Below are 24,040 nucleotides of genomic sequence, written 5' to 3' on the forward strand. Positions count from 1 at the left end.
GCACTTTCTGCGTGAGCGCGAAGTCCGACAGCACGACGCGCACGAGCGCGGTGAAGTCGAGGTCGTCGTTCTTCATCGCGGCCATCGTCGCGCGCAGCGATTCCGACAGCAGCGGGAAATCGCCCCGTTCGTTCATCCGGGCCCACAGCTTGTCGAGCAGCGCGGTGCGGGGCAGGTATTCGGTGGTTGACATACGGATCTGTTCGGTTCGCCGCGCGCGTCAGGCGGCGGCGTGCAGGTGCAGCTGCTGCGCCTCGAAGCGCCGCGCGAGCTCCTCGGACGGCAGCGCCTGGCAGACGAGCCAGCCCTGGATGTGATTGCAGCCCATCTCCGACAGCAGCGCGCGCTGCGCCTCGGTCTCGACGCCTTCGGCAACGAGCTCGAGATCCAGTGTCTGCGCGAGGCCGACCACCGCGGACACGATCGCGCGGTCGTTGCGCGACGTCAGCAGGTTCTCGACGAAACTGCGGTCGATCTTCAGCTTCGCGAGCGGGAAACGCTGCAGATAGGCGAGGCTCGAATAGCCGGTGCCGAAATCGTCGATCGCGAAGCGGATGCCGAGACCGGTCAGTTCCTCGAGCAGGATTTTCGCGTGCGCGGGATCGTGCATCAGCAGGCTTTCGGTGATTTCGAGCACGATGCGGCGCGGGTCGATGCCGGTCAGCGCGATCGCCTCGCGCACGCTCTGCGTGAAGCGCGGGTCGCGGAACTGCTGCGGCGACACGTTGACCGCCACGTATTGCAGCGCGAGCCCCTGGCCGTCCCACGCGACGAGCTGCATGCACGCGGCCTTGAGCACCCAGTTGCCGAGGTAGTTGATCAGGCCGATCGATTCGGCGAGCGGGATGAAGGTGGCCGGCGGCACGAGGCCGTGCACCGGATGGCGCCAGCGGATCAGTGCCTCGACGCCGACCACCGCGCCCGACTGGCTGCGCGTGATCGGCTGGAAATGGAGCGAAAACTCGCCGTTGCGCACGCCGTCGTACAGATCCGCCTCGAGCTTGAGCCGTTCGGCGTCGGCCGGATCGTCGACGGGCGCATGGAACGCGAGCGCGTTGCCGCCCGATGCCTTCGCCTGCGCGAGCGCGTGGTCGGCGCGGCGCAGCAGCGGGCTGTGATGCTGCGCCCGGTGCGGTGCGGCACGTTCGTCGGGATAGAGCGCGATGCCGATGCTCGCGGACAGGTGCACGGTCTGCCCCTGGAATACATAGGGCTCGCGCACCGCGGCCTGCAGCCGGCGCGCGAGCGCATCGGCGGCATGGCTCGCCTGCGCGCGGTCCGCTGCGCCCAGCACGACCGCGAACTTGTCGCTCGCGACGCGCGCGAGCCGCTCGTTCGGCGTGACGAGCGCCTTCAGCCGCTGTGCGGTCTCGCGCAGCAGCATGTCACCGGCGTCGTAGCCGAGCGCGCGGTTGATCCGCTGGTAGTCGTCGAGGTCGAGCAGCAGCAGCGCCGCGCAGGTGCCGCTCTCGTCGGCCGTCTGCTGCGCGGCCATCAGCGCCGGCACGAGCGCGGACAGGTTGTCGAGCCCCGTCATCGGGTCGTGGTGCATTTCGTACGTCAGGCGAGCCTCGAGCGCGCGCCACGACGACACGTCGAACGCCGCGATCGCGAAGCCGTCGACGCCGTGGTGGCGGCTCTTGAACGCGCGGATCTCGACGTCCAGCGGGTAGGTGAGCGACTTGACGATGCACATCGTCGCCTTCTCGACCTGGCCGGAACGGGCGGCGCGTGCAAGCAGGCCTTCGAGCGCCGGGGTATCCTGTTCGGCGATCAGGTCGCGCAGCGTCAGCGTATGCAGATAGTCGCGGTGGTAGCCGATGAAGCGCAGGCTGGCGTCGGACACGTACAGAAAGCGCAGCTCGCGGTCGACGTGGGCGAGGAAATCCACCGTGCCGACCGTCTGTTCCAGCCAGTTGCGCACGGAGTCGTCGCGGCGCGGCGCGACGGCGCGCGCGGGCATCAGCGCGCCGCCCGACCGAGCGAAGCGTCGCAGCGTATGCAAGGCGCTGCGCCAGGAGCCCTTGCGTGACGTCTGTTTCCTGTTGGCTTCCATGTTTCTCGCTGACGTGAAGGGCTGGAACCGGTTGTCCGGAAGGAATAACGGCAGACTGTCAGAAATCTTTAACGGGCCGGCCGCAGGCGGCGCTGCCGCGGTCCGGATCAACGAGGCAGGCGTTCGACAGGCGAACACCTGAATGGCCTGCATCGAGGCCGACTTTATAAGAAATGAGGACGCAGATGAAGCGAAAACTGTTGCTGGGCGCCATGGCGGCGCTGGTGGCCGGCCATGCGCTGCTGGCGCAGGCGGAACTGAGGCCGGGCGCCGCGGCGCCCGATTTCACGACGCAGGCGTCGCTGGGCGGCAAGACTTACACGTACTCGCTCGCGGACGCACTGAAGCAGGGGCCGGTCGTGCTGTATTTCTATCCGGCGGCGTTCACGAAGGGCTGCACGATCGAGGCGCATGCGTTCGCGGACGCGGTCGACCGTTACAAGGCTTACGGCGCGACGGTGATCGGCGTGTCGGCCGACAACATCGACACGCTGACGAAGTTCTCGGTGAGCGAGTGCCGCAGCAAGTTCCCGGTGGCGGCCGACCCGGACGCGAAGATCATCCGCGAATACGACGCGAAGCTGCCGGCGCTCGACCGGGCCAACCGCGTGTCCTATGTGATTTCGCCGGAAGGGAAGGTTCTCTACGAATACACGAGCCTGTCGCCCGACAAGCACGTCGAGAACACGCTCGCCGCCGTGAAGGCGTGGGCCGACGCGCATCCGAAGCAGTAAGCGGCTGCCCCGCACGTGAAAACGGCCCGTCGTGCGGGCCGCGGGCACGGGCATGCGCCGCCCTTCCGGGAGGCGCGCGACGGGCCGTTACGCGCGCAATGCCTGTTCGATCGGCACGCTGCCGCCGACGAAGCCGACGATCTTGCGCGAGATGCCGAGCTTGATCGCCTCGATCGCGGCCCATGCAACATCCTGGCGCGAGACGGGCGGCGCGGGCTCGAGCCACCGGTCGGTCAGCGCGATCTTGCCGACGCCCGGATCGTCCGTGAGCGGGCCCGGGCGCAGGATCACATAGTCGACGCCCGACGCGATCACGCGCTCGTCGCCTTCGCGCTTCATCTGCGAATAGTGGTGCAGCGCGTCCGGGCCCTGCTCGGGCCGGTACGCGGACAGCGAGCTGACCACCACGAGCTTCTGCGTGTTGTAGGCCAGCGCGTAGTCGGCCGCGCGGGCGACCGCGTCGCGGTCGACCTGCTCCTCTTCGGTCGCACCGTCCGATTCCGCCGAGCCTGCCGTGTAGATCACGTGCGTGATGCCCTGGAACGCGTGCGAGAAATCGTTCGTCAGATCGGCCTCGACGACCCGTGCGCCCGCCAGCGCATAGCCGTGCCGGCGCACGAGCGCCGTGACCTCGAACTCCGGCTGCTTCAGCAGCAGATCCGCGCAGGCCTGGCCCGTCCGGCCGGTCGCGCCAATCAGCAGTACCTTCGTCGTCATGAAACCGCTCCTTGCTCGATGCGTCATCCATCCAGATAGGGACGGACGACCGATAACTCAAGTGTAATGTCGAATCGACCCGGCGGCGGGGGTGTAATAAGGGGCGTACCGGCATCGGGCGTACCGGCGTTCATTCATCAGTTGCTCCGAGAAACCCCGTCCTTCAGGACGGGGAGGAAAGGAGCGCCGCTGTTTGACAGCGGCATTCCACCGTTAAAATGGCCGGCATGATCCTTGTCTATCGCTACCGGGTGAAATCGCTCAACGGACTGCTCAACAAGCAGAGCCGTGCGGTGAACTACGTCTGGAACTTCTGCAACGACACGCAGAAGCACGCGCTCAAGTGGGGCAAGAAGTGGCCGACGGGATTCGACCTGAACGTGCTGACGACTGGCAGCAGCAAGGAACTCGGTATTCACTCCGGCACGGTCAACGCGACGTGCGAGCAATACGCGAAGTCGCGCAGCCAGCACCGTCGGCCCTACCTGCGCTATCGCGGCAGGAAATCGCTGGGCTGGTTGCCGCTGAAGGGGCGTGACCTGAAGCGCGAAGGCGACGCGTTCCGTTTCGCGGGCAACACCTTTCGCGTGTTCAACAGCCGACCGCTTCCCGAAGGCAAGATCAAGGACGGGACCAACTTCGCGCAGGATGCACGCGGCAACTGGTTTCTCAACATCGTGATCGAGATGCCCGATGTGCAGGCCCGCCCGATCCGTTCCGGCGTCGGCATCGATCTCGGCCTGAAAGACTTCACCACACTTTCGACCGGCGAGAAGCTGCCCAATGACCAGTTTGGCCGGCGCGCGGCTGAAAGGTTGGCGAAGGCGCAGCGTGCGCACAAGCACAAGCGGCATATCGCGAAGCTGCACGCCAAGGTCGCGAATGCGCGTGCCGATTTCCAACACAAGCTCGCGCTCGATCTGGTGCGGCGCTTCGATTACATCGCGGTTGGCAACGTATCTGCCGTCAAACTTGCCAGAACCAGGATGGCAAAGAGCGTCTACGACGCATCCTGGTCGTCCTTCCGAAACAAGCTCCGCTACAAGGCGATCGCGCACGGGGCCACGTTCGAGGAAGTCGACGAAAGCGGTTCGACCCAGTCCTGTTCGGCGTGCGGATCGAAAGACAGCACGACGCGGCCGAAAGGTATCGCGGGACTGAGAATAAGAGAGTGGGTCTGCAGTGACTGTGGTGTCTTGCATGATCGAGATACCAACGCTGCGCTGAACATTCTCCGATGCGGACGTGCATCGCCAGGTGTGGGAACCCTCTCCCTTTAGGGAGAGGAGGACGTCAATCACACGGATGCGGGAATGACGCGCCGACCGGCTATCATGTGCGCGATGCATTTTTCGCCGCTACGTGTGAATAACGCGGCGGCCCACCGGTTGGAGTACACATGGCATTACCCCTGGACAACGTCAGCATGGCCGTGTTCTGCGACTTCGAGAACGTCGCGCTCGGCGTGCGCGATGCGAAGTACGAGAAATTCGACATCAAGCCCGTGCTGGAGCGCCTGCTGCTGAAAGGCAGCATCGTCGTGAAGAAGGCCTATTGCGACTGGGATCGCTACAAGGGCTTCAAGGCGTCGATGCACGAGGCGAGCTTCGAGCTGATCGAGATCCCGCACGTGCGCCAGTCGGGCAAGAATTCGGCCGACATCCGGCTCGTCGTCGACGCGCTCGACCTCTGCTACACGAAGTCGCACGTCGATACGTTCGTGATCATCAGCGGCGATTCGGATTTCTCGCCGCTCGTGTCGAAGCTGCGCGAGAACGCGAAGAAGGTGATCGGCGTCGGCGTGAAGAAATCGACGTCGGATCTGCTGGTCGCGAACTGCGACGAATTCATCTTCTACGACGACCTGGTGCGCGAGCAGCAGCGTGCGCTCGCGAAGCGCGAACAGCAGCAGCGCGCGGGCAACGGCGGCGCGAAGCGGCCGGACGAGCCGTCGCGCAAGCACGACATGGAAGCGCGCAAGGCCGAGGCGATCGCGCTGGCGGTCGAGACGTTCGACGCGCTCGCGTCGGAGCGCGACGACGTCGGCAAGATCTGGGCGTCGGTGCTCAAGAGCGCGATCAAGCGCCGCAAGCCGGATTTCAACGAGTCGTACTACGGGTTCCGCGCGTTCGGCAACCTGCTCGACGAGGCGCAGGCGCGCGGGCTGCTCGAAGTGGGGCGCGACGACAAGTCGGGCGCGTTCGTGTCGCGGGCTCGCCAGTCGGCCGCAGCCGAGCACGTTGCCGCAGGGGGTGAAGGCGGCGCGGCGCACCACGGCGGCCACCACGGTACGCGCGCGGCGGAGGCGGTGCCGGCCGGCCGCGAGGCGCGCCGTCGCGGGCAGCGCGCGCAAGCCGTCGTCCACGAAAGTGTGCAGGTCGAGGCGGATGACGCGGAAGACGCGGAGTTTGCCGAGCTCGCCGATGCGACGCCGGCCGAAACACCCGACGCACCCGACACGCCCGACGTGGCCGAAGCGCATGGCGACGCGAAGGATGGCCGCAAGCGTGCGCGCAAGAGCGCGGCGAAGAAGACCGGCGCGAAGAAAGGCGCCGCCGCGAAGGGCGCCGATCGCTCCGCCGGCGGCAAGCCGGACGCCGCTGCGCAGGGCGATGCGGCGCACGGTGGCGATGCGCACGCGCCCGGCCAGCGTGGGGACGAGTCGCATCGCGACGCAGCGCATGACGAGCGGCACGCGGTGGCGCCAGCCGAACCGGCGCCTCGCGCTTCCGGCGCTCGGGACGAGGCAGTGCAATCGTCGCACGACGTGGCGCCGCTCGACGCGACGCCCGAAGGCGCTGCCGAAGCGCCGGCCGCCGCCAAGCCGAAGAAACCGGCCCGCAAGGCGGCACCGCGTGCGCGCCGTCCGCGCAAGACGACGGCTGCCGCCGAGTAACCGGGTAACGGTAGCTGGCAGTTGGCGACAGTCTGACGATCGGCCGGGTCTCGTCCGCAACCGGGCGACACCCGCGCCATCCGGGCCGGCGCAATGCCGGCCTGCCGCGCTACCCGTTCAGCCCATACGGCTGAGTCATCACTTCGAGGAAGTGACCGTCCGGATCGTCGAAGTACACGCCGCGTCCGTCGTTGTGGCGGTAGATGTCGCCGGGTTGCCGCTTCGCCGGATCGGCCCAGTGCGGCAGCCCGCGTTCGCGAATGCGCGCGAGCACGCGATCGAAGCCGGCTTCGTCGATCAGGAACGCGTAATGCTGCGACCGGATCTCGCCCGCCTGTTCGTAAAAATCGAGCGACACACCATTGTCGAGCGCGACGACCAGCATCGCGCCGAACGGCGTCGGCGGCGGCAATTCCAGCAGTTCGGTGAGAAAGCGGCTCGACGCATGCTTGTCGCGGCACCAGACGATCGTGTGGTTGAGCTGGACGTTCATGGCGGGTTCCCGTGCGGCGGGGCGGCGGTGGGCATGGACACACGATAGCCGATTGCGGCTGGCAATCAAGCCCGGCAATCAAGCGCAAAAGAAAGCGCAAAAGACGGCCGCCGAAAGAAACACTAACGCTCGGCGCTGTCCAGGAAATCCGGGCGGTTCATTCACGCCCCCCAAGGGTCGGGATAATGTCCAACTCTTGGGGGGGGCAACTCGGAAGGGCAGCCGCGTTCGTCACTCGCCCGCGACCGCCGGCCCGCCGGTATTGCCGCGGCGGTTGCGGCGCTTCTCGGCCCACACGCGGAACCGGTCCATGTACAGGTAGACGACTGGCGTCGTATAGAGCGTCAGCACCTGCGACATGACGAGGCCGCCGGCGATCGCGATCCCGAGCGGCGCGCGCAATTCGGCGCCGTCGCCGTTGCCGAACGCGAGCGGCAGCGCGCCGAGCAGCGCCGCCATCGTCGTCATCATGATCGGGCGGAAGCGCAGCAGGCACGCCTCGTGGATCGCGTCGAACGACGACTTCCCGTGATTGCGCGTCTGGTCGATCGCGAAGTCGACCATCATGATCGCGTTCTTCTTCACGATGCCGATCAGCAGGATCACGCCGATCAGCGCGATGATGCTGAACTCCGTCTTGAACAGCAGCAGCGCGAGCAGCGCGCCGACGCCGGCCGACGGCAGCGTCGACAGGATCGTGATCGGGTGGATGTAGCTCTCGTACAGGATGCCGAGCACGATGTAGACGGCCAGCAGCGCGGCGAGGATCAGGATCGGCTGATCGTTCATCGACTGCTGGAACGCCTGCGCGGTGCCCTGGAAGCTGCCGACGATCGTCGGCGGGACGCCGATCTGCGCCATCGTCTGATAGATGATCTGTGTCGCCTGCGACAGCGACACGCCCGGCGGCAAGTTGAACGAGATCGTGGTCGCGACGAACAGCCCCTGGTGGTTGACCGACAGCGGCGTCGTGCTCGGCCCGAACGTCGCGATCGCCGACAGCGGGATCATCGTCGACTTCGAGGTCGACACCGACGCGCCCGACGACGCGCTCGACTTGCCGCTCGCCGCGATCGAATTGAGCGCCTGGTTGCGCGCGGAATCGGACGCGATCGCCGCGGCGCTCTGCGCGGCCGTGCCGGCGCTCGACGTGCCGGCCGAGGTCGCGACGAAGGTGCCGGCGGCTGCGTTGGTGGTCTGCGAGCCGTTCGCGCTGCCCCCCGACGTGCTGATCCACACCTGGTTCAGCATCTCCGGGCTCTGCCAGTACTTCGGCGCGACTTCCATCACGACGTGGTACTGGTTCAGCGGGTTGTAGATCGTCGAGACCTGGCGCTGGCCGAACGCGTCGTACAGCGTGTTGTCGATCTGCGCGGGCTTGATGCCGAACCGCGCGGCGGTGGCGCGGTCGATCGTCACCATCGCCTCGAGACCGCCTTGCTGCTGGTCGGAGTTCACGTCGGTCAGTTCGGGGCGCTTCTGCAGCGCCTCGGTCAGGATCGGCCCCCACTTGTACAGGCCGGCGCTCGAATCGCCGAGCAGCGTGAACTGGTACTGCGCGTTGCTCTGCCGGCCGCCGACGCGGATGTCCTGCGCCGCCTGCAGGAACGTGCGCGCGCCCGCCACGTCCGCCAGCCGCGGGCGCAACTGCTGGATCACCTGATCGGCCGACAGCTTGCGCTCGGTGCGGTCCTTCAGCGTGACGAACATGAAGCCCGAGTTGGTCTGCGTGCCGCCGGTGAAGCCCGCGACGCTCTTCACGTTCGGGTTGCCCTGCACGATGCGCATCATCTCGGAGAATTTCAGCTTCATCGCCTGGAACGACGTCGACTGGTCGGCCTGGATGCCGCCGATCATCAGCCCGGTGTCCTGCTGCGGAAAGAAGCCCTTCGGCACGACGATATACAGGTAGACGTTCAGCCCGATCGTCGCGAACAGCGTCAGCAGGATCAGGAGCGGCCGGCGCAGCGCCCACGACAGCGAGCGCTCGTAGCCGCGCTGCATGCGCGCGAAACCGCGTTCGAGGAAGCGCCCGAAGCGGCCCTCGCTTTGCGGGTCGTGCTGTTCGGGCAACAGGCGCGCGCACATCATCGGCGTGACCGTGAGCGACACCGCGAGCGACACGGCGATCGCGAGCGATAGCGTCAGCGCGAACTCGCGGAACAGGCGCCCGACGATTCCGCCCATCAGCAGGATCGGCAGGAACACCGCGACGAGCGAGATGCTCATCGACAGCACCGTGAAGCCGACTTCGCGCGCGCCGTCGAACGCGGCCTGCATCCGCGGCTTGCCGTTCTCGATGTGCCGCGAGATGTTCTCGAGCACGACGATCGCATCGTCGACGACGAAGCCGGTCGCGACGATCAGCGCCATCAGCGACAGGTTGTCGATCGAGAAGCCGAGCAGATACATCGCGCCGAACGTGCCGACGATCGAGATCGGCACCGCGACGCTCGGGATCAGCGTCGCGCGCCAGTTGCGCAGGAACAGGAACACGACCATCACGACGAGGCTGACCGCGATCAGCAGCGTGTGTTCGGTATCCCTCAGCGATGCGCGGATGGTAGTCGAGCGGTCGAGCACCGGCGTGACCGTGATGTCGGCGGGCAGCGACGCGGTGAGCTGCGGCAGCGCCGCGCGCACTCGGTCGATCGTCTCGATGATGTTCGCGCCGGGCGAGCGGTAGAGGATCACGAGCACCGCGCGCTTGCCGTTCGACAGGCCGAGGTTGCGCAGATCCTCGACCGAATCGACGACGTCCGACAGATCGGACAGCCGCACGGCCGAGCCGTTGCGGTAGGCGACGACGAGGTCGCGGTATTGCGACGCCTGGGACGCCTGGTCGTTCGTATAGAGCTGGAAACGCTGCGGGCCGAACTCGATCGCGCCCTTCGGCGCATTGGCGTTCGCGGAAGCCAGCGCCGCGCGCACGTCCTCGAGGCCGATCCCGTAGTGGAACAGCGACTGCGGCTCGAGCTCGACGCGCACGGCCGGGTTCGCGGAGCCGCTCACGGTGACCTGGCCGATTCCGTCGATCTGCGACAGCGACTGCTGCAGCACCGTCGACGCGGCGTCGTACACCTTCGCGGGCGACGCCGTCTCCGAGGTCAGCGACACGACCATGATCGGCGAATCGGCCGGGTTGACCTTGCGGTAGGTCGGATTGCTCTTCAGCGCGGCGGGCAGGTCGGCGCGCGCCGCGTTGATCGCGGCCTGCACGTCGCGCGCGGCGCCGTCGATGTCGCGGTTCAGGCCGAACTGCAGGATGATCCGCGCATTGCCGACGGTGCTCGTCGACGTCATTTCGGAGACGTCCGCGATCGAGCCGAGGTGCCGCTCCAGCGGGCTCGTCACGCTGGTCGCGACCGTTTCCGGGCTCGCGCCCGGCAGCGACGCCTGCACCGAGATCGTCGGAAAGTCGACCTGCGGCAGCGGCGACACCGGCAGCTTGATGAACGCGAACAGGCCCGCGAGCGCGACGCCGAGCGCGAGCAGCGTCGTCGCGACGGGGCGGGTGATGAAGGGGCGCGACAGGTTCATCGGTTATGCACCCGTGTGCTTGCCTGCATCGGCGCCCGGCCCGTGCCGCTCGAACCAGCCGCGTACGCGGCGCGCGAGCGAATCGAAGCCGAGGTAGATCACGGGTGTCGTGAACAGCGTCAGCACCTGCGACACGATCAGGCCGCCGGCGATCGCGATCCCGAGCGGCTGGCGCAGCTCGGAGCCCGCGCCGGAGCCGACGATCAGCGGCACCGCGCCGAGCAGTGCGGCGAGCGTCGTCATCAGGATCGGCCGGAAGCGCAGCAGGCAGGCCTGATAGATCGCCTCGCGCGGCGGCTTGCCTTCGACGCGTTCGGCCTCGAGCGCGAAGTCGATCATCATGATCGCGTTCTTCTTCACGATGCCGATCAGCAGCACGATGCCGATGATCCCGATGATGTCGAGGTCGTGCCCGGTGATCATCAGCGCGAGCAGCGCGCCGACGCCGGCCGACGGCAGCGTCGACAGGATCGTGATCGGGTGGATGTAGCTCTCGTACAGCACGCCGAGCACGATGTACATCGTGACGATCGCCGCGAGGATCAGGAACAGCTGGTTCGACAGCGACGCCTGGAACGCGAGCGCCGCGCCCTGGAAGCGCGTCTGGAACGAGCCGGGCAGCCCGATGTCCTTCTCGGCGGCCTCGATCGCCTTGACGGCCTCGCCGAGCGATGCGCCCGGTGCGAGGTTGAACGAGATCGTCGTCGACGGGAACTGCGACAGGTGCGCGACCAGCAGCGGCGACGGCCGCTCGTGGAACGACGCGATCGACGTCAGCGGCACCTGGCCGCCGCCGGCCGACGGCAGGTAGATGTCGTTCAGCGATTGCGCGTAGTGCTGCTCCTTCGGCTCCGATTCGAGAATCACGCGGTACTGGTTCGACTGCGTGAAGATGGTCGACACGATGCGCTGGCCGAACGCGTCGTACAGCGCGTTGTCGACGGTCGCCGGCGTGATGCCGAAACGCGCGGCGCTCGCGCGGTCGATCTCGATGTACACCGACTGGCCGTTGCTCTGCAGGTCGGTCGCGACGTCGGCGAGCGACGGCTCCTGCTGCAGCCGCGCGACGAGTTTCGGCACCCAGGTCGCGAACTCTTCCGAGTTCGGGCTCGTCAGCATGAACTGGTACTGCGTCGGGCTGACCGTCGAGTCGATCGTCAGATCCTGCACCGGCTGCATGAACAGCGAAATGCCGGTGATGTTCGACACGCGCTGCTGCAGGTCGCGGATGATCTGCGCGGCGGTTTCGGTGCGTTCGTCGCGCGCCTTCAGGTTGATCAGCATCCGGCCGCTGTTCAGCGTGATGTTGCTGCCGTCGACGCCGATGAACGACGTGAGGCTGTCGACGTTCGGGTCCTTCAGGATCGCGGCCGCGAGCGTCTGCTGGCGTTCGGCCATCGCGCCGTACGAGATCGACTGCGGCGCCTGCGTGATCGCCTGGATCACGCCGGTGTCCTGCGCGGGGAAGAAGCCCTTCGGCACGTAGACATAGAGCAGGGCGGTCAGCCCGAGCGTCAGCAGCGCGACGACGAGCGTCGAGCGCTGGCGGTTCAGCACCCATTCGAGCGCGACCGCGTAGCGCGCGATCACCCAGTCGATCGCGCGGTGCACGCGCGCCTCGAAGCGGTGGCTCTCGGGCGGCGGCGAGTGGCGCAGCAGCTTCGCGCACAGCATCGGCACGAGCGTGAGCGATACGATCGCCGAGATCACGATCGTCACCGCGAGCGTGATCGCGAATTCATGGAAGAGGCGCCCGACCACGTCGCCCATGAACAGCAGCGGGATCAGCACCGCGATCAGCGACACCGTCAGCGAGATGATCGTGAAGCCGATCTGCCGCGAGCCCTTCAGCGCGGCCTCGAGCCCCGATTCGCCTTCCTCGACGTAGCGCGCGATGTTCTCGATCATCACGATCGCGTCGTCGACGACGAAACCGGTCGCGATGGTGAGCGCCATCAGCGACAGGTTGTTCAGCGAGAAGCCGGCCATGTACATCACCGCGAGCGTGCCGATCAGCGACAGCGGCACCGACAGGCTCGGGATGATCGTCGCGTAGACGTTCGCGAGGAACAGGTACATCACCAGCACGACGAGCGCGACCGCGAGCAGCAGCTCGAACTGCACGTCGCGCACGGCCGCGCGGATCATCGTCGTGCGGTCGGTGACGATCTCGACGTCGAGCGCGGCCGGCAGCGTTTCCTGCAGCTTCGGCAACTGCGCCTTGATCGCGTCGACGGTCGCGATCACGTTCGCGCCCGGCTGACGCTGCACGTTCAGGATGATCGCCGGGTCCGAATTCACCCACGCGCCGAGCTTGGTGTTCTCCGAGCCGGCGACGACCGTCGCGACGTCGGTCAGCATCACCGGGCGGCCGTTCTTGTACGCGACGACCGCGCTGTTGTACTGGTCGGCGCTCGTCAGCTGGTCGTTCGCGTTGATCGTGTACGCACGCGTCGGACCGTCGAAGTTGCCCTTCGGCGTGTTGACGTTCAGGTTCGAGATCGTCGTGCGCAGGTCATCGAGGTTCATCCCGTACTTCGCGAGCGCGGTGGGGTTCGCCTGGATTCGCACCGCCGGGCGGTTGCCGCCCGACAGGCTGACGAGGCCGACACCCGCGATCTGCGAGATCTTCATCGCGAGGCGCGTGTCGGCGAGATCCTGCACCTGCGTGAGCGGCAGCGTCTTCGACTTGACGGCGAGCGTCAGCACCGGCGCATCGGCCGGGTTCACCTTCGCGTAGATCGGCGGAGCGGGCAGGTCGGACGGCAGCAGGTTGCCGGCCGCGTTGATCGCGGCCTGCACCTCCTGTTCGGCGATGTCGAGCGGCAGGTCGAGCGAGAACTGCAGCGTGATCACCGACGCGCCGGCCGAGCTTTGCGACGACATCTGGTTCAGCGACGGCATCTGCCCGAACTGGCGTTCGAGCGGCGCGGTGACCGACGACGTCATCACTTCCGGGCTCGCGCCCGGGTAGAAGGTCTGGACCTGGATCGTCGGGTAGTCGACCTCGGGCAGCGCGGCGAGCGGCAGGAAGCGCAGCGCGACGAGGCCGGCCAGCATGATCGCCGCCATCAGGAGAGCGGTACCGACCGGCCGGAGAATGAAGAGGCGGGATGGATTCATCGAGCGGCCCGCGCGTTACTGGGCCGCGGGGGCCGCGGCTTGCGACGCGCCGTGCCGGTGTCCGCCGCGATGGCCGCCGGCACCGGACGCAGCCGATGCACCCGATGCGGCCCCTGCGCCGCGCGCGCCCGATGCGCCCTTCGGCTTGTCGGCCGGAATCGAGATCTTCGAGCCTTCGCGCAGACGGTCCGAGCCGTCGGTCACCACGCGCTCGCCGAGCGTCACGCCGCTGACGATGCTCGTGCGTTCGCCGTCGACCGGGCCGACCGTGACCTTGCGCACCGTCACCGTGTTGTCGGGTTTCACGACATAGACGAACTGGCCGATCGACCCCGTCAGCACGGCGGAGGTCGGCACGATCGTCGCGTTGCGCATCACGTCGACGAGCAGCCGCGTGTTCACGAACTGATTCGGGAACAGCATGCCTTCCTTGTTATCGAAGTTCGCGCGCAGCTTGACCGTGCCGGTGCTCGTGTCGATCTGGTTGTCGAGCGTCGCGAGCGAGCCCGTTTCGAGCGGCACGGTGTTGTTGCGGTTGTAGGCGGTGACCGACAGCTTCTGGCCGGCGTTCACCTGCTTGAGGATCTGCGGCAGGTTGTCTTCCGACGTCGTGAAGATCACGCTCATCGGCTGCAACTGCGTGATCACGACGATGCCGTTGGTGTCGCCCGGCGTCACGTAGTTGCCGGGGTCGACCTGGCGCAGGCCGACGCGGCCGGAGACCGGCGCCGTGATGCGCGCATAGGTGAGATTGAGTTTCGCGGAATCGATCGCGGCCTGGTCGGTCTTCACCGCGCCTTCGTATTGCTTGACGAGCGATGCCTGCGTATCGACGGTTTGCGACGCGATCGAGTCCTGCGACAGCAGCGTCTGGTAGCGCTTCAGGTCGAGGCGGGCCGTCGCGAGCAGCGCCGCGTCGCGCGCATGCGTGCCTTCGGCGTTCTCGAGCGCGACCTGGTACGGGCGCGGGTCGATCTGCGCGAGCACGTCGCCTTTCTTGACGATCTGGCCTTCCTGGAACGACACCGACTGCAGGTAGCCCGACAACTGCGTCTTGACCGTCACGTTCGCGAGCGGCGTGACGGTGCCGAGCGCGGACAGCACGATCGGCATCTCGCCCTGCGTCACGGGGGCGACCTGCACCGGCTGCGGAACGTTCGCCATTGCAGCGGGGCCGCCGCGGCCGCGATGGCTGCCTGCGGCCGCGCTGGCGCCCGCGCCTTGCGCCGAACTGCCTGTCGCGGGCGTGCGGTTCCACGGATGCCACCACAGCAGGCCGCCGATGACGACGACCGCGACGGTGCCGATCAGCAGCGTGCGGCGCGGGCGCCGTGCAGCGGCGGGCGCGGAGTCTTTCGAAGGGGGCGTGGGCTTTTGTTCGTTATCCATCGTGTTCTGTCAGGAAGACGGCGCGGCGGGCCGGAAAATCGGACTGCTGGGCTGCGCGTGGGCGTGCGGGTGACGGGACGGGGCGGCCCGGCTCGGTCCGGGGCCCCGCCGATCCGCGGGAAAAGAGCGGTGCGCACCGCGAATGCGGCGCGACGATGGGCATGATCCTACGTGCCGTCCCCGTTACAGTCCAGCGGTCTATCTTTCAACGGGTTACGGTCGTTACAGAACGCGACACGGCGATGACGAAACGATTACACGCCGACGCGCCGGGCCGGCGCGCCGCCGATTTCGCGGGTGATTTTCGCGATGCATTCCTGCAGCGCCGGCACCACCTGTTCCCGCAGCCATTCGGGCGGACACTGGTGCGCCGCGCCGCCGCAATTCACTGAATAGCGTTGACCGGACGGGCCGACGAACCCGGCGGCGACCGCATTCAGGCCCTCGCGCCATTCGCCGATCGCGATCGCGTGGCCGTCGCGCATCGCTTCGTCGAGCGCGGGCGTGAGGCGAGCGGACACGTGCGGCCAGTCGTCGCCGGCCGTGGTGCGCAGCGACTCGAGCAGTTGCCGCCGCTCGTCGTCCTCGAGCGCGGCGAGGTACGCGCGCCCCACCGCCGTACGCGCGATGTCCATCCGCGAGCCGATCTCGAGGCGCGTGACGAGCACGGCCGAGCGTGGGCGGATCACGTCGATCGCGACCATGTCGAGCCGGTCGCGCACCGCGAGGTGCACGGACAGCGACGTGCGTTCGGCCAGTTCGATCATGAACGGCCGCGAACGCGCGCGGATGTCGAAGTTGCGCAGGAAGCCGTGGCTCAGTTCGAGCACCGACGCGGTCAGCACGAAGCGCTCGCTGTCGGGCAACTGGAACAGGAAGCCGGCGCTGACGAGCGTCGCGGTGATGCGCGAGACGGTCGGCTTCGGGATGCCGGTCAATTCGGTCAGTTCGCGATTGCTGACGGGGGCGTCGGCAGCCGCGATGCGGCGCAGCACGGCGAGGCCGCGGGCGAGGGCGGTGATCTCGTCGGGCGACGATTCACGGTCCCGCGACGCGGGAGAGGTTACAGTTGTCGACACGAGGGATTCTCTCTAATTCCGAAACTCGATTTCAATTTTGTTGGTATTGTAGGACTATTGTCAAAGGATGCATGTTCCGCGGGTGAACCGGTCATTCGATGCGATTTTACGGGTTCACCCTTGGTTTATTAGGAAAACGCTCAAATGAGCGTTGCTGGAAAGTGCATGAACCGGTGCAAATACCGCTTGACTTGTCGGGCGGAAACGGAAAGAATGTCTCACGTTTTCGAAACATCGTTTCAAGAGTTTAACCGGCAACGATGTTTCGCGCAGTCTCTCAGGTTCTAGCACGGCCCTCGGAATGGCTAGAACTTTTTTAGCGCCACGGTCTCCGTGGCGCTTTTTTTTGCCTGTCGTTCCGACCGTCCGTCCGGACGCGTCAGGCCCGTATTATCCCCCGATCGCCGCAAACGTCTGTCCAGGGCTGCTTCGCGCCTGCTTGCAGGTGCGTTGTGCGCCGCTCTCACGATCCCCGCACGCAAAAAAAAGCGCGACGCCCGCAGTGGGCATCGCGCGTGAAACGGCGTGGAGCGCCGACGAATGAACGGTGATGAAGAAACGACGCCTGGTCGGAGGCGCCCGGTCAAGGGAGCAACGCCTCCGCCTCGCGTGGGAATCAGCCCTTCGCGAGCTTGATGCTGGTCTGCTCGGCCGTCAGGTAGCCGACGCTGGCGCCGAAGCGATCCTTGTAGTTCGCGCGCACGAGCGGGTCGAGCGTCGGCTTGACCTTGTCGTGCAGCGGCGATTCCCAGTCGCCCGCATGCTGGAAGTTGCTCATGATGTAGGTCCAGCCGTTGATCTCGTCGACCGCGTGCAGGCCCGTCGATTCGGCGCCGGCCGGGCACGACAGCACGCGCGAGAGCGATTTCGTGTCGACGTTGTAGGCCCACAGGAAGTTGTTCACGTGCATGCCCGAGTCTTCGCCGATGAAGAGGGTGCGCAGCTTTTCGGAGAACTTCAGGTTGTCCGGGTTCGCGATCTTGTCCGGGTTCGCGAGGTTGCCGAGCGCGTCGGCCGCGGCGAGATCCTCGCCGACCAGCGCGGCCGGCGCACCCATGTCGACCGGCACCCATTCGCTGTCGATCGCGCCACCCGTCGTGTCGCGCTGGCCGGCCTTCAGGTTCAGCGCGTAGACGGCGCCCGCGGCGATCTTCTTGTCGACCGCGACGTCGCGCGACACCGCGTTGCCCTTGACCATCGACGTTTCGATCCGCGACATCGCCGTGTAGACGATCTTGTCCTTCGCGTTCACGGTCGTGCCTTCGAGCTTCGTGAACGCCATGCTGCCGCCGAGCAGCGCCGCGTAGCGGTGCGTCTCGAGGAACGCGGCCGCTTTCTCCATCCCCGGCTTCACGCGCATCCAGTTGAACTTGCCGCCGAAGTGGATCTTCGTGTAGCTCGCATCGTTCGGATCGGTCGTCACCAGGTCCATGATGTCCGACGCCTTCAGCGTGTTCGCGAGCGTCTCGATCTCGCTGCTGGTCGCGTGGCCGATCTTGATCCACGTCAGCGTCGCGGTGCCGGCGCCGGCGGACGACGTCTGCGTCCACTTCGCGACGTACAGCGTGCCGGCCGACAGGTCGGCCGCCTTGTCGGCGACGAACATGAACAGGCCGCCGTTGGTGGCGTCGTCGCCCATCATCACGGTGCGCTGGTCCGGCATGACCTGGATCAGCTCGTGCGAGATGCGGCCGAGGCAGTAGTGCTTCTTCACGGTGCCGGTGCCGTCCGGATTCACGGTGATCTCGGGCAGGTGGCCGTAGTGGTAGGGGTTCGCCTTCGTCTCGTCGCCGAACGTGTTCTTGCTGAACGCCTTGAACTGCGCATCGGTCGCGGCCTTCGTCGCGTCCGGCTCGTATTCCTCGCTCGACAGGTGCGTGCCCCACGGCGACAGGCTCGCGCCGCAGGTGATCCACAGGCCGTGCGCCTTCGACGTGTCGACGTTGTGGTACTTCACGACCCTCAGCGCGCCGGTGGCCGGGTCCTGGTCGAGCGTGAGCACGGCGATCGGCGACGGCAGCTGGCCGTACTGCGACGCGCTCGCCTGGTCGCGCGTCGTGTATTCGAACTGCACGACCGCGAACACCGTGTTGCCCTTCACGCCGGGGACGTTCGCGTTCTTCAGCGTCAGCAGCGAGCTGCCGTCCGGGCAGTCGGAATAGAACTGGCGTTCCTTGCCGGCGACCGAGCGATCGATGATCGGCTGGTTGTTGATGTCGTAGTAGCCGCCCGCGAGCGTCGTGCCGCCGTTGCCGTCCGGCACCATGTCGCCCGTCACGAAGAACGGCTTGTACGCGAGCTTGAAGTTGCGCGACGAGCCGTCCGAGAACGACACCGACAGCGTCGAGCCGACCGTCGTCGTGGCCATCGCGGCCGCGTTGTCGAGCGTCGGCGCGGTCATCGCCGAGAATGCCGCCGACGTATAGGCAGCGGCGACCGGCGCCGGCGTGGACGCGGGATCGTCGTCGCCGCCGCAACCCGTCAGCAGGGCCGGCAGCGCGAGGCCGGAAAGGGGCAGCATCGGCGCGCCGGCGAGGATCTTCAGGGCCTGACGACGGGAAGCATTGGGCAACGCGGGCATGTGGAGTCCAGTTTCGGTTGTTGGAAGAATGGCCTTCGCGAAGCGGGCGAGCGGCAAGCTTCGCGAAGGCATATTGAAAACTGGACGGAAGTGTAAGGACGCTAGATGAAAGTTTTTTGAATCGAAAACGTAATGAGGCGTCGGGCGTCCGTCAGGTGAGCTGGCGGACGCCGATCGCAAGCGTTTGCGCTCAATCGCGCTCGGGCGTGGCCGAGATGCGGTGGATCGACAGGTCGGCGCCGTCGAATTCGGCTTCGCGATCGAGACGCAGGCCGACGGTCGCCTTCAGCGCGCCGTAGACGAGCGTGCCGCCCGCGGTCGCGATCGCGATGCCGCCGAGCGTGCCGACGAGCTGCGACAGGAACGACACGCCGCCGAGGCCGCCGAGCGCCGGCAGCCCGAACACGCCGGCCGCGAGGCCGCCGAGTGCGCCGCACATCCCGTGCAGCGGCCACACGCCGAGCACGTCGTCGATGCGCCAGCGGTTCTGCACGCAGGTGAACATCGCGACGAACAGCGCACCGGCCGCGGCGCCCGTGACGAGCGCGCCGATCGGGTGCATCACGTCGGAGCCCGCGCATACCGCGACGAGGCCCGCGAGCGGCCCGTTGTACGTGAAGCCCGGGTCGTTGCGGCCGGCCATCCACGCGGCGAGCGTGCCGCCGACCATCGCCATCAGCGAGTTCACCGCGACGAGGCCGCTGATCTTGTCGAGCGTCTGCGCGCTCATCACGTTGAAGCCGAACCAGCCGACCGCGAGCACCCACGCGCCGAGCGCGAGGAACGGGATGTTCGACGGCGGGTGCGCGGCAATCCGGCCGTCCTTCGCATAGCGGCCGTGGCGCGCGCCGAGCAGCAGCACGGCCGGCAGCGCGACCCAGCCGCCGAACGCGTGCACGACCACCGAGCCCGCGAAGTCGTGGAACGGCGCGCCGAACGCGTGCGCGAGCCAGGCCTGCACGCCGAAGCGCTCGTTCCAGGCGATCCCTTCGAAGAACGGATAGATGAAGCCGACGATGATCAGCGTCGCGACGAGTTGCGGGTTGAACTTCGCGCGCTCCGCGATGCCGCCCGACACGATCGCCGGGATCGCCGCCGCGAACGTCAGCAGGAAAAAGAAGCGGACGAGCGCGTAGCCGTTGTGCTGCGACAGCGTGCCGATGTCGTCGAAGAATTCGACGCCGTACGCGATCGTGTAGCCGATGAAGAAGTACGCGAGCGTCGACACCGAGAAGTCGACCAGGATCTTCACGAGCGCGTTGACCTGGTTCTTCTTGCGGACCGTGCCGAGTTCGAGAAACGCGAAGCCCGCGTGCATCGCGAGCACCATGACGGCGCCGATCAACAGGAACAGTGTGTCGACGCCGGATTTCAGACCATCCATGCCGTGGCTTCCTTGCGCAAAAAACGGGCAAGGAATGCAAATATCGAGCCAACCTGGTGAACGATTGCGTGGAATTGGTGCCTGGATGCCGCGCCATGCGGCATTCCGGTGAATCGTGCACGGGATCGAAGCGTGATCGACGCCGCTCGAGGGGCGCGTCGATTGCACGTAGCTGGTGCGAGACGTGCTGAACTGGTGCGTACGATGAACGAGGCGGTGCGCGGCGATGCGGTATCACGCACCGATCTGGCGCGTCAGTGGCGTGCGAACAGCGCGGGCGGCCGGCGCAGCCGCAGCGCGCAGGCCGACCAGTAGGCGGCGACGGTCGCCAGCCCGAGCGCGGCGAAGGCAAGCGCCGCGAAGCCCGCGAGGGACTGGCCGTCGGCGTCGGCGCCGAGGATGCCTTGCGCGACGATCAGTGCCGCGGTCCAGAACCCGATCACGGCCTGCGTGAGCAAGCGCGCGCAGGCGATGCGGCGCGGACGCCCGGATTCGGCGAGGCGGCGCGCCGACGGCGCACGCAGGCACAGGAAGAGGGTGGCGGCGAGCAGCGCGGCCAGGGCGATGAGCCAGTCGACGAGGAAAGCCATAACGAGGAAAAGGGGGACACGTACGAAGCGGATTGAAGCGTGCCCACTTTAGAGGCGTGGCGCGTGCGATTGAATCAGACGAATCCGAAATTGAAAGGCATTTTTAATGACGGGTCGTTATTTGGCCTGTTCCACAGGCGGTATCATCGACACCGGTCCAACCACGAGGTCGCGCCACGCGCGGCCGGAGATTGCTGATGAACATGAAGACATCGCGGGCGCGTCGTGTGCCCGGGTCCGTGCTGGCGGCCGTGGCCGCCGGTGCGCTGCTGTTGCTCGCGGGCTGCGAGAAGTCCGGCACGCCGGCCGCGCAACCCGATACGGCCGCGAGCGCGGCCGCCGATGCCGCGAACAATGCGGCCAAGGCGCTCGACCAGGTGGCGAGCACCGTCAATCAACAGATTAACGCGGCGAAGGCCGGCATCGCGTCCGCGGCGTCGGCCGTGCCGCCGCTGTCCGCGAGCGGCCTCGCATCGGCCGCGCAGGCGCAGATCGACGCGGCGGCGTCCGCGGTCGTCGCGCATGCGGCTTCCGAAGCGGGCGCGAAGATCGCCGAAGCCGGCAAGAAACTCCAGCAGTGGAGCCAGCAGAACGCCGCGGGGGCGAAATCCGCGAGCGGCGAATGACGCGGGCTTGCACGATTCGCAAAATGTAATTATGATGGTTACACAAGTCGCCGGTTGCGGGTCGGGCCGGCGTCGCCGAGTGAGTCAGGAATGAATACCAGCAGCCGGTTCGCGTTTGCCGTTCACGTGCTTGCCTTGCTGTCGATGCAGGAAGGCGTGCCGTTGTCGTCCGACATCATCGCGGGCAGCGTGAATACGAATCCGGCGCTGATTCGCCGGTTGCTGTCGATGCTGGCGGCCGCGGGCCTGACCACGTCGCAGCTCGGCGCGGGCGGCGGTGCGCTGCTGGCGCGCGAGCCCGGTGAGATCACGCTGCTCGACGTGTATCGCGCGGTCGACGATGCGCAACTGTTCGCGCTGCACCGCGAGGCGCCGAATCCGGCGTGTCTCGTCGGGCGGCACATCCAGGGCGTGCTGACCGGCTATATCGGCGACGCGCAGCGCGCAATGGAGGCTTCGCTCGCCACGCGCACGCTGGTCGACGTGACGGCCGACATGCTGGATCGGGAGCAGCGCACGCAACGGGCGGCGCGCGCCGGGGGGTGACCGACGGCGGGCAGGGCAGGAAGCCGGACGGCGCGTACGCGCGGCGATCGGCGCAACGGGGGCTTCGCCCCGTTTTTTTCGGTCTTATGTGTAATTAACTGTGTTACATATTTTCATTACTGGAGAATCGATATGACGCAACGTTCGTTGAATATCGCGCTGTTCGGCGCCACCGGCACGATCGGCTCGCGCATCGCGGCGGAAGCCGTGCGACGCGGCCACCGCGTCACGGCGCTGTCGCGCCATCCGGGCGCGTCCGGCGACGGCATCACCGCGAAGGCGGCCGACCTGTTCGACGCGGCCAGCATCGCCGCCGCGCTGCCGGGCCATGACGTCGTCGCAAGCGCGTACGGCCCGAAGCAGGAAGATGCGGCGCAGGTCGTCGCGGCCGCGAAGGCGCTGGTCGCCGGCACGCGCCAGGCCGGCCTGAAGCGGCTCGTCGTGGTAGGCGGCGCCGGTTCGCTCGAAGTCGCGCCGGGCAAGCAACTCGTCGACACCGAAGGTTTTCCGGACGCGTACAAGCCGCAGGCGCTCGCGCACCGCGATGCATTCGACTACCTGAAGACGGTCACCGATCTCGACTGGACCTTCTTCGCGCCGGCCGCGCTGATCGCGCCGGGCGAGCGCACGGGCACGTTCCGCACCGGCGTCGGCAAGCTGATCGTGGACGCGCAGGGCAACAGCAAGATCTCGGCGGAAGACTACGCGGTCGCGTTCGTCGACGCGCTCGAGCAGGACAGCTTCGTGCGCGAAATCGCGACGGTCGCGTATTGATCGGCGTGGCGGCCGGCGGCGTGTGAGCGCCGGCCCGGGCGCGGCGTGCAAGCCGCGACGCGCGACGATGTCAGGCGACGCCACCCCTCGCGGGTGGCGTCGCCTGTTTCATTTGGGGCGGCGAGCGCGTGGCGGATCGGTATTTACACCGGTCGACGTGCCGAGACACTTTTCATATTGTTCCCCGTTGGGCAGGATGAATAGAATAAATTTCTATCGACGAGGGAATGGAGAAATGGACGCCATCGATCGCAAGCTGCTGGAGCTGCTGCAGGCGGATGCCACGCTGCCGATCGCGGAGCTGGCGCAGCGCGTGAACCTGTCGCAGACGCCGTGCTGGAAGCGCGTGCAGCGGCTGAAGGAAACCGGCGCGATTCGCGCGCAGGTCGCGCTGTGCGATCCGCGCAAGCTCGGGGTCGGCACGACCGTGTTCGTCGCGATCCGCACGAACCAGCACACCGAGGAATGGGCGCAGCGTTTCACGCAGGCGGTGCGCGACATGCCGGAAGTGGTCGAGGTGTACCGGATGAGCGGCGAGACCGATTACCTGCTGCGCGTGGTGGTGGCCGGCATCGACGATTACGACCGCGTCTACAAGCAACTGATTCGCACGGTGCCGCTGTTCGACGTCAGTTCGTCGTTCGCGATGGAGCAGATCAAGTATTCGACCGCGCTGCCCGTGCGCGATCTGGCCGAGCCGGCCTGACGGGCTTGCCGCCGCGTCGGCCGCGCGGCTTCAGCGGCCGCGCGCCAGCGCGCGTGCGCGCTCGTCGGCCAGCGCGTCGCGGCGCACGAAATCCGCGACGAACGGGCTGGCCGGATGATGGTGCAGCGCATACGGCGTGTCCCATTGCGCGAGCCGGCCGTCCTTCATCACGCCGATCCGGTCGGCGATCGCGAACGCTTCCGCCTGATTGTGCGTGACGAGGATCGCGGTGTGGCCCGTGTGCTTCAGGATGTCGCGCAGCTCGAACGCGAGCCGCTCGCGCGTATCGACGTCGAGATTCGAGAACGGCTCGTCGAGCAGCAGCAATTCCGGCGACGGTGCAAGGGCGCGTGCGAGGGCGACGCGCTGCTGCTGGCCGCCCGACAGTTCGTGCGGATACGCGTCGCCGGAATCGGCTAGGCCGACGAGGTCGAGCATCTCCGCGATGCGCAGGCGCCGTTCGGCCTTCGGCATGCGCCGCAGGCCGAACGCGACGTTGTCGGCCGCGCTCAGGTGCGGAAACAGCGCGTAATCCTGGAACATCATGCCGATGCGCCGCCGCTCGGGCGGCACGTCGAGCGACGGCGCCGCGACCGGCGTGCCGTCCAGCACGATGCGCCCCATGCGCACGGGTTCGAAGCCGGCGATCGCGCGCAGCACGGTGGTCTTGCCGCAGCCGGACGCGCCGAGCAGGCAGCCGATGTCGCCGCGCGGCAGCGCGAGGCTCAGGCCGTCGACCACGGTGCGGCGGCCGTGCGGCGTGTCGTAGGCGACGCAGAGGTCGTCGAGTTCGAGCAGGTTCACGG

Annotated in this window: 18 protein-coding genes and 1 pseudogene; 7 read left to right on the forward strand and 12 right to left on the reverse strand. The window is 67.2% G+C overall.

Annotation, left to right across the window (positions count from 1 at the left end; all coding sequences use genetic code 11):
- Window positions 1-193, reverse strand: a pseudogene (locus AP428_RS03225) (histidine kinase); the annotation flags it as partial.
- Between the two features lie 27 nt (window positions 194-220).
- Window positions 221-1,963, reverse strand: a complete 1,743-nt coding sequence (cdpA, locus tag AP428_RS03230) for a cyclic di-GMP phosphodiesterase CdpA (RefSeq protein WP_193759616.1) — start codon at window positions 1,961-1,963, stop codon at window positions 221-223.
- A gap of 278 nt (window positions 1,964-2,241) precedes the next feature.
- Here cdpA and AP428_RS03235 point away from each other — a divergent pair, with 278 nt between their 5' ends.
- Window positions 2,242-2,790 (forward strand): peroxiredoxin, encoded by a 549-nt coding sequence (locus AP428_RS03235; RefSeq protein WP_011544995.1) that lies wholly within the window; start codon window positions 2,242-2,244, stop codon window positions 2,788-2,790.
- 87 nt (window positions 2,791-2,877) lie between these two features.
- Here the strand turns inward: AP428_RS03235 and AP428_RS03240 are convergent, their stop codons facing one another.
- Window positions 2,878-3,507, reverse strand: coding sequence for an SDR family oxidoreductase (locus AP428_RS03240; RefSeq protein WP_006476432.1), 630 nt, complete (start codon window positions 3,505-3,507; stop codon window positions 2,878-2,880).
- A 227-nt stretch (window positions 3,508-3,734) separates the two neighbouring features.
- Between AP428_RS03240 and AP428_RS03245 the strand changes: the two genes are divergently transcribed.
- Window positions 3,735-4,787, forward strand: a complete 1,053-nt coding sequence (locus AP428_RS03245; protein ID WP_041489291.1) for an RNA-guided endonuclease TnpB family protein — start codon at window positions 3,735-3,737, stop codon at window positions 4,785-4,787.
- 119 nt (window positions 4,788-4,906) lie between these two features.
- Complete coding sequence (locus tag AP428_RS03250) at window positions 4,907-6,403, forward strand: NYN domain-containing protein (RefSeq protein ID WP_011544997.1); 1,497 nt, start codon at window positions 4,907-4,909, stop codon at window positions 6,401-6,403.
- 109 nt (window positions 6,404-6,512) lie between these two features.
- Here the strand turns inward: AP428_RS03250 and AP428_RS03255 are convergent, their stop codons facing one another.
- From AP428_RS03255 to AP428_RS03290, 8 genes are all read right to left on the reverse strand, one after another.
- Complete coding sequence (locus AP428_RS03255; protein ID WP_011544998.1) at window positions 6,513-6,896, reverse strand: VOC family protein; 384 nt, start codon at window positions 6,894-6,896, stop codon at window positions 6,513-6,515.
- A 231-nt stretch (window positions 6,897-7,127) separates the two neighbouring features.
- The gene (locus tag AP428_RS03260) at window positions 7,128-10,436 is read right to left on the reverse strand and encodes an efflux RND transporter permease subunit (protein ID WP_011694234.1); all 3,309 of its coding nucleotides are present in this window, start codon (window positions 10,434-10,436) and stop codon (window positions 7,128-7,130) included.
- Window positions 10,437-10,439: 3 nt separating this feature from the next.
- Window positions 10,440-13,559 (reverse strand): MdtB/MuxB family multidrug efflux RND transporter permease subunit, encoded by a 3,120-nt coding sequence (locus tag AP428_RS03265; protein WP_011545001.1) that lies wholly within the window; start codon window positions 13,557-13,559, stop codon window positions 10,440-10,442.
- Between the two features lie 15 nt (window positions 13,560-13,574).
- Entirely contained in the window at window positions 13,575-14,948 is a 1,374-nt protein-coding gene (locus tag AP428_RS03270; RefSeq protein WP_011694235.1) for an MdtA/MuxA family multidrug efflux RND transporter periplasmic adaptor subunit, read from the reverse strand.
- Window positions 14,949-15,202: 254 nt separating this feature from the next.
- Entirely contained in the window at window positions 15,203-16,027 is an 825-nt protein-coding gene (locus AP428_RS03275) for an IclR family transcriptional regulator (RefSeq protein ID WP_011694236.1), read from the reverse strand.
- Between the two features lie 616 nt (window positions 16,028-16,643).
- Window positions 16,644-18,608, reverse strand: a complete 1,965-nt coding sequence (locus tag AP428_RS03280) for a PhoX family phosphatase (RefSeq protein WP_054927566.1) — start codon at window positions 18,606-18,608, stop codon at window positions 16,644-16,646.
- Between the two features lie 190 nt (window positions 18,609-18,798).
- Window positions 18,799-19,992 carry an ammonium transporter gene (locus AP428_RS03285; RefSeq protein ID WP_011694238.1) on the reverse strand — a complete coding sequence of 398 codons (1,194 nt, stop codon included), beginning with the start codon at window positions 19,990-19,992 and terminating at the stop codon, window positions 18,799-18,801.
- A 254-nt stretch (window positions 19,993-20,246) separates the two neighbouring features.
- Window positions 20,247-20,582 carry a hypothetical protein gene (locus tag AP428_RS03290; RefSeq protein ID WP_011545006.1) on the reverse strand — a complete coding sequence of 112 codons (336 nt, stop codon included), beginning with the start codon at window positions 20,580-20,582 and terminating at the stop codon, window positions 20,247-20,249.
- A 197-nt stretch (window positions 20,583-20,779) separates the two neighbouring features.
- Between AP428_RS03290 and AP428_RS03295 the strand changes: the two genes are divergently transcribed.
- The 4 genes from AP428_RS03295 (at window position 20,780) to AP428_RS03310 (ending at window position 23,234) form a co-directional block, all read left to right on the forward strand.
- Complete coding sequence (locus AP428_RS03295) at window positions 20,780-21,208, forward strand: hypothetical protein (protein ID WP_011545007.1); 429 nt, start codon at window positions 20,780-20,782, stop codon at window positions 21,206-21,208.
- A gap of 90 nt (window positions 21,209-21,298) precedes the next feature.
- Window positions 21,299-21,754 (forward strand): Rrf2 family transcriptional regulator, encoded by a 456-nt coding sequence (locus AP428_RS03300; protein ID WP_011545008.1) that lies wholly within the window; start codon window positions 21,299-21,301, stop codon window positions 21,752-21,754.
- Between the two features lie 132 nt (window positions 21,755-21,886).
- Complete coding sequence (locus tag AP428_RS03305) at window positions 21,887-22,528, forward strand: NAD(P)-dependent oxidoreductase (RefSeq protein ID WP_006476420.1); 642 nt, start codon at window positions 21,887-21,889, stop codon at window positions 22,526-22,528.
- Between the two features lie 235 nt (window positions 22,529-22,763).
- Window positions 22,764-23,234, forward strand: a complete 471-nt coding sequence (locus AP428_RS03310) for an Lrp/AsnC family transcriptional regulator (protein WP_006484401.1) — start codon at window positions 22,764-22,766, stop codon at window positions 23,232-23,234.
- Between the two features lie 30 nt (window positions 23,235-23,264).
- Here the strand turns inward: AP428_RS03310 and AP428_RS03315 are convergent, their stop codons facing one another.
- On the reverse strand, window positions 23,265-24,038 hold the full coding sequence (locus tag AP428_RS03315; protein WP_011545009.1) for an ABC transporter ATP-binding protein: 774 nt from the start codon (window positions 24,036-24,038) through the stop codon (window positions 23,265-23,267).
- Window positions 24,039-24,040 lie beyond the last annotated feature (2 nt).

Origin of the sequence: Burkholderia sp. E168m22, assembly GCF_001319805.1 — a bacterium.
Lineage (GTDB): Bacteria > Pseudomonadota > Gammaproteobacteria > Burkholderiales > Burkholderiaceae > Burkholderia > Burkholderia orbicola.

What these genes read in the sequence shown, in the direction of transcription:
- cdpA (WP_193759616.1), bottom strand. Translation starts at nt 1,963, where the DNA reads ATGCCCGCGCGCGCCGTCGCGCCGCGCCGCGACGACTCCGTGCGCAAC.
- AP428_RS03235 (WP_011544995.1), top strand. Translation starts at nt 2,242, where the DNA reads ATGAAGCGAAAACTGTTGCTGGGCGCCATGGCGGCGCTGGTGGCCGGC.
- AP428_RS03240 (WP_006476432.1), bottom strand. Translation starts at nt 3,507, where the DNA reads ATGACGACGAAGGTACTGCTGATTGGCGCGACCGGCCGGACGGGCCAG.
- AP428_RS03245 (WP_041489291.1), top strand. Translation starts at nt 3,735, where the DNA reads ATGATCCTTGTCTATCGCTACCGGGTGAAATCGCTCAACGGACTGCTC.
- AP428_RS03250 (WP_011544997.1), top strand. Translation starts at nt 4,907, where the DNA reads ATGGCATTACCCCTGGACAACGTCAGCATGGCCGTGTTCTGCGACTTC.
- AP428_RS03255 (WP_011544998.1), bottom strand. Translation starts at nt 6,896, where the DNA reads ATGAACGTCCAGCTCAACCACACGATCGTCTGGTGCCGCGACAAGCAT.
- AP428_RS03260 (WP_011694234.1), bottom strand. Translation starts at nt 10,436, where the DNA reads ATGAACCTGTCGCGCCCCTTCATCACCCGCCCCGTCGCGACGACGCTG.
- AP428_RS03265 (WP_011545001.1), bottom strand. Translation starts at nt 13,559, where the DNA reads ATGAATCCATCCCGCCTCTTCATTCTCCGGCCGGTCGGTACCGCTCTC.
- AP428_RS03270 (WP_011694235.1), bottom strand. Translation starts at nt 14,948, where the DNA reads ATGGATAACGAACAAAAGCCCACGCCCCCTTCGAAAGACTCCGCGCCC.
- AP428_RS03280 (WP_054927566.1), bottom strand. Translation starts at nt 18,608, where the DNA reads ATGCCCGCGTTGCCCAATGCTTCCCGTCGTCAGGCCCTGAAGATCCTC.
- AP428_RS03285 (WP_011694238.1), bottom strand. Translation starts at nt 19,992, where the DNA reads ATGGATGGTCTGAAATCCGGCGTCGACACACTGTTCCTGTTGATCGGC.
- AP428_RS03290 (WP_011545006.1), bottom strand. Translation starts at nt 20,582, where the DNA reads ATGGCTTTCCTCGTCGACTGGCTCATCGCCCTGGCCGCGCTGCTCGCC.
- AP428_RS03295 (WP_011545007.1), top strand. Translation starts at nt 20,780, where the DNA reads ATGAACATGAAGACATCGCGGGCGCGTCGTGTGCCCGGGTCCGTGCTG.
- AP428_RS03300 (WP_011545008.1), top strand. Translation starts at nt 21,299, where the DNA reads ATGAATACCAGCAGCCGGTTCGCGTTTGCCGTTCACGTGCTTGCCTTG.
- AP428_RS03305 (WP_006476420.1), top strand. Translation starts at nt 21,887, where the DNA reads ATGACGCAACGTTCGTTGAATATCGCGCTGTTCGGCGCCACCGGCACG.
- AP428_RS03310 (WP_006484401.1), top strand. Translation starts at nt 22,764, where the DNA reads ATGGACGCCATCGATCGCAAGCTGCTGGAGCTGCTGCAGGCGGATGCC.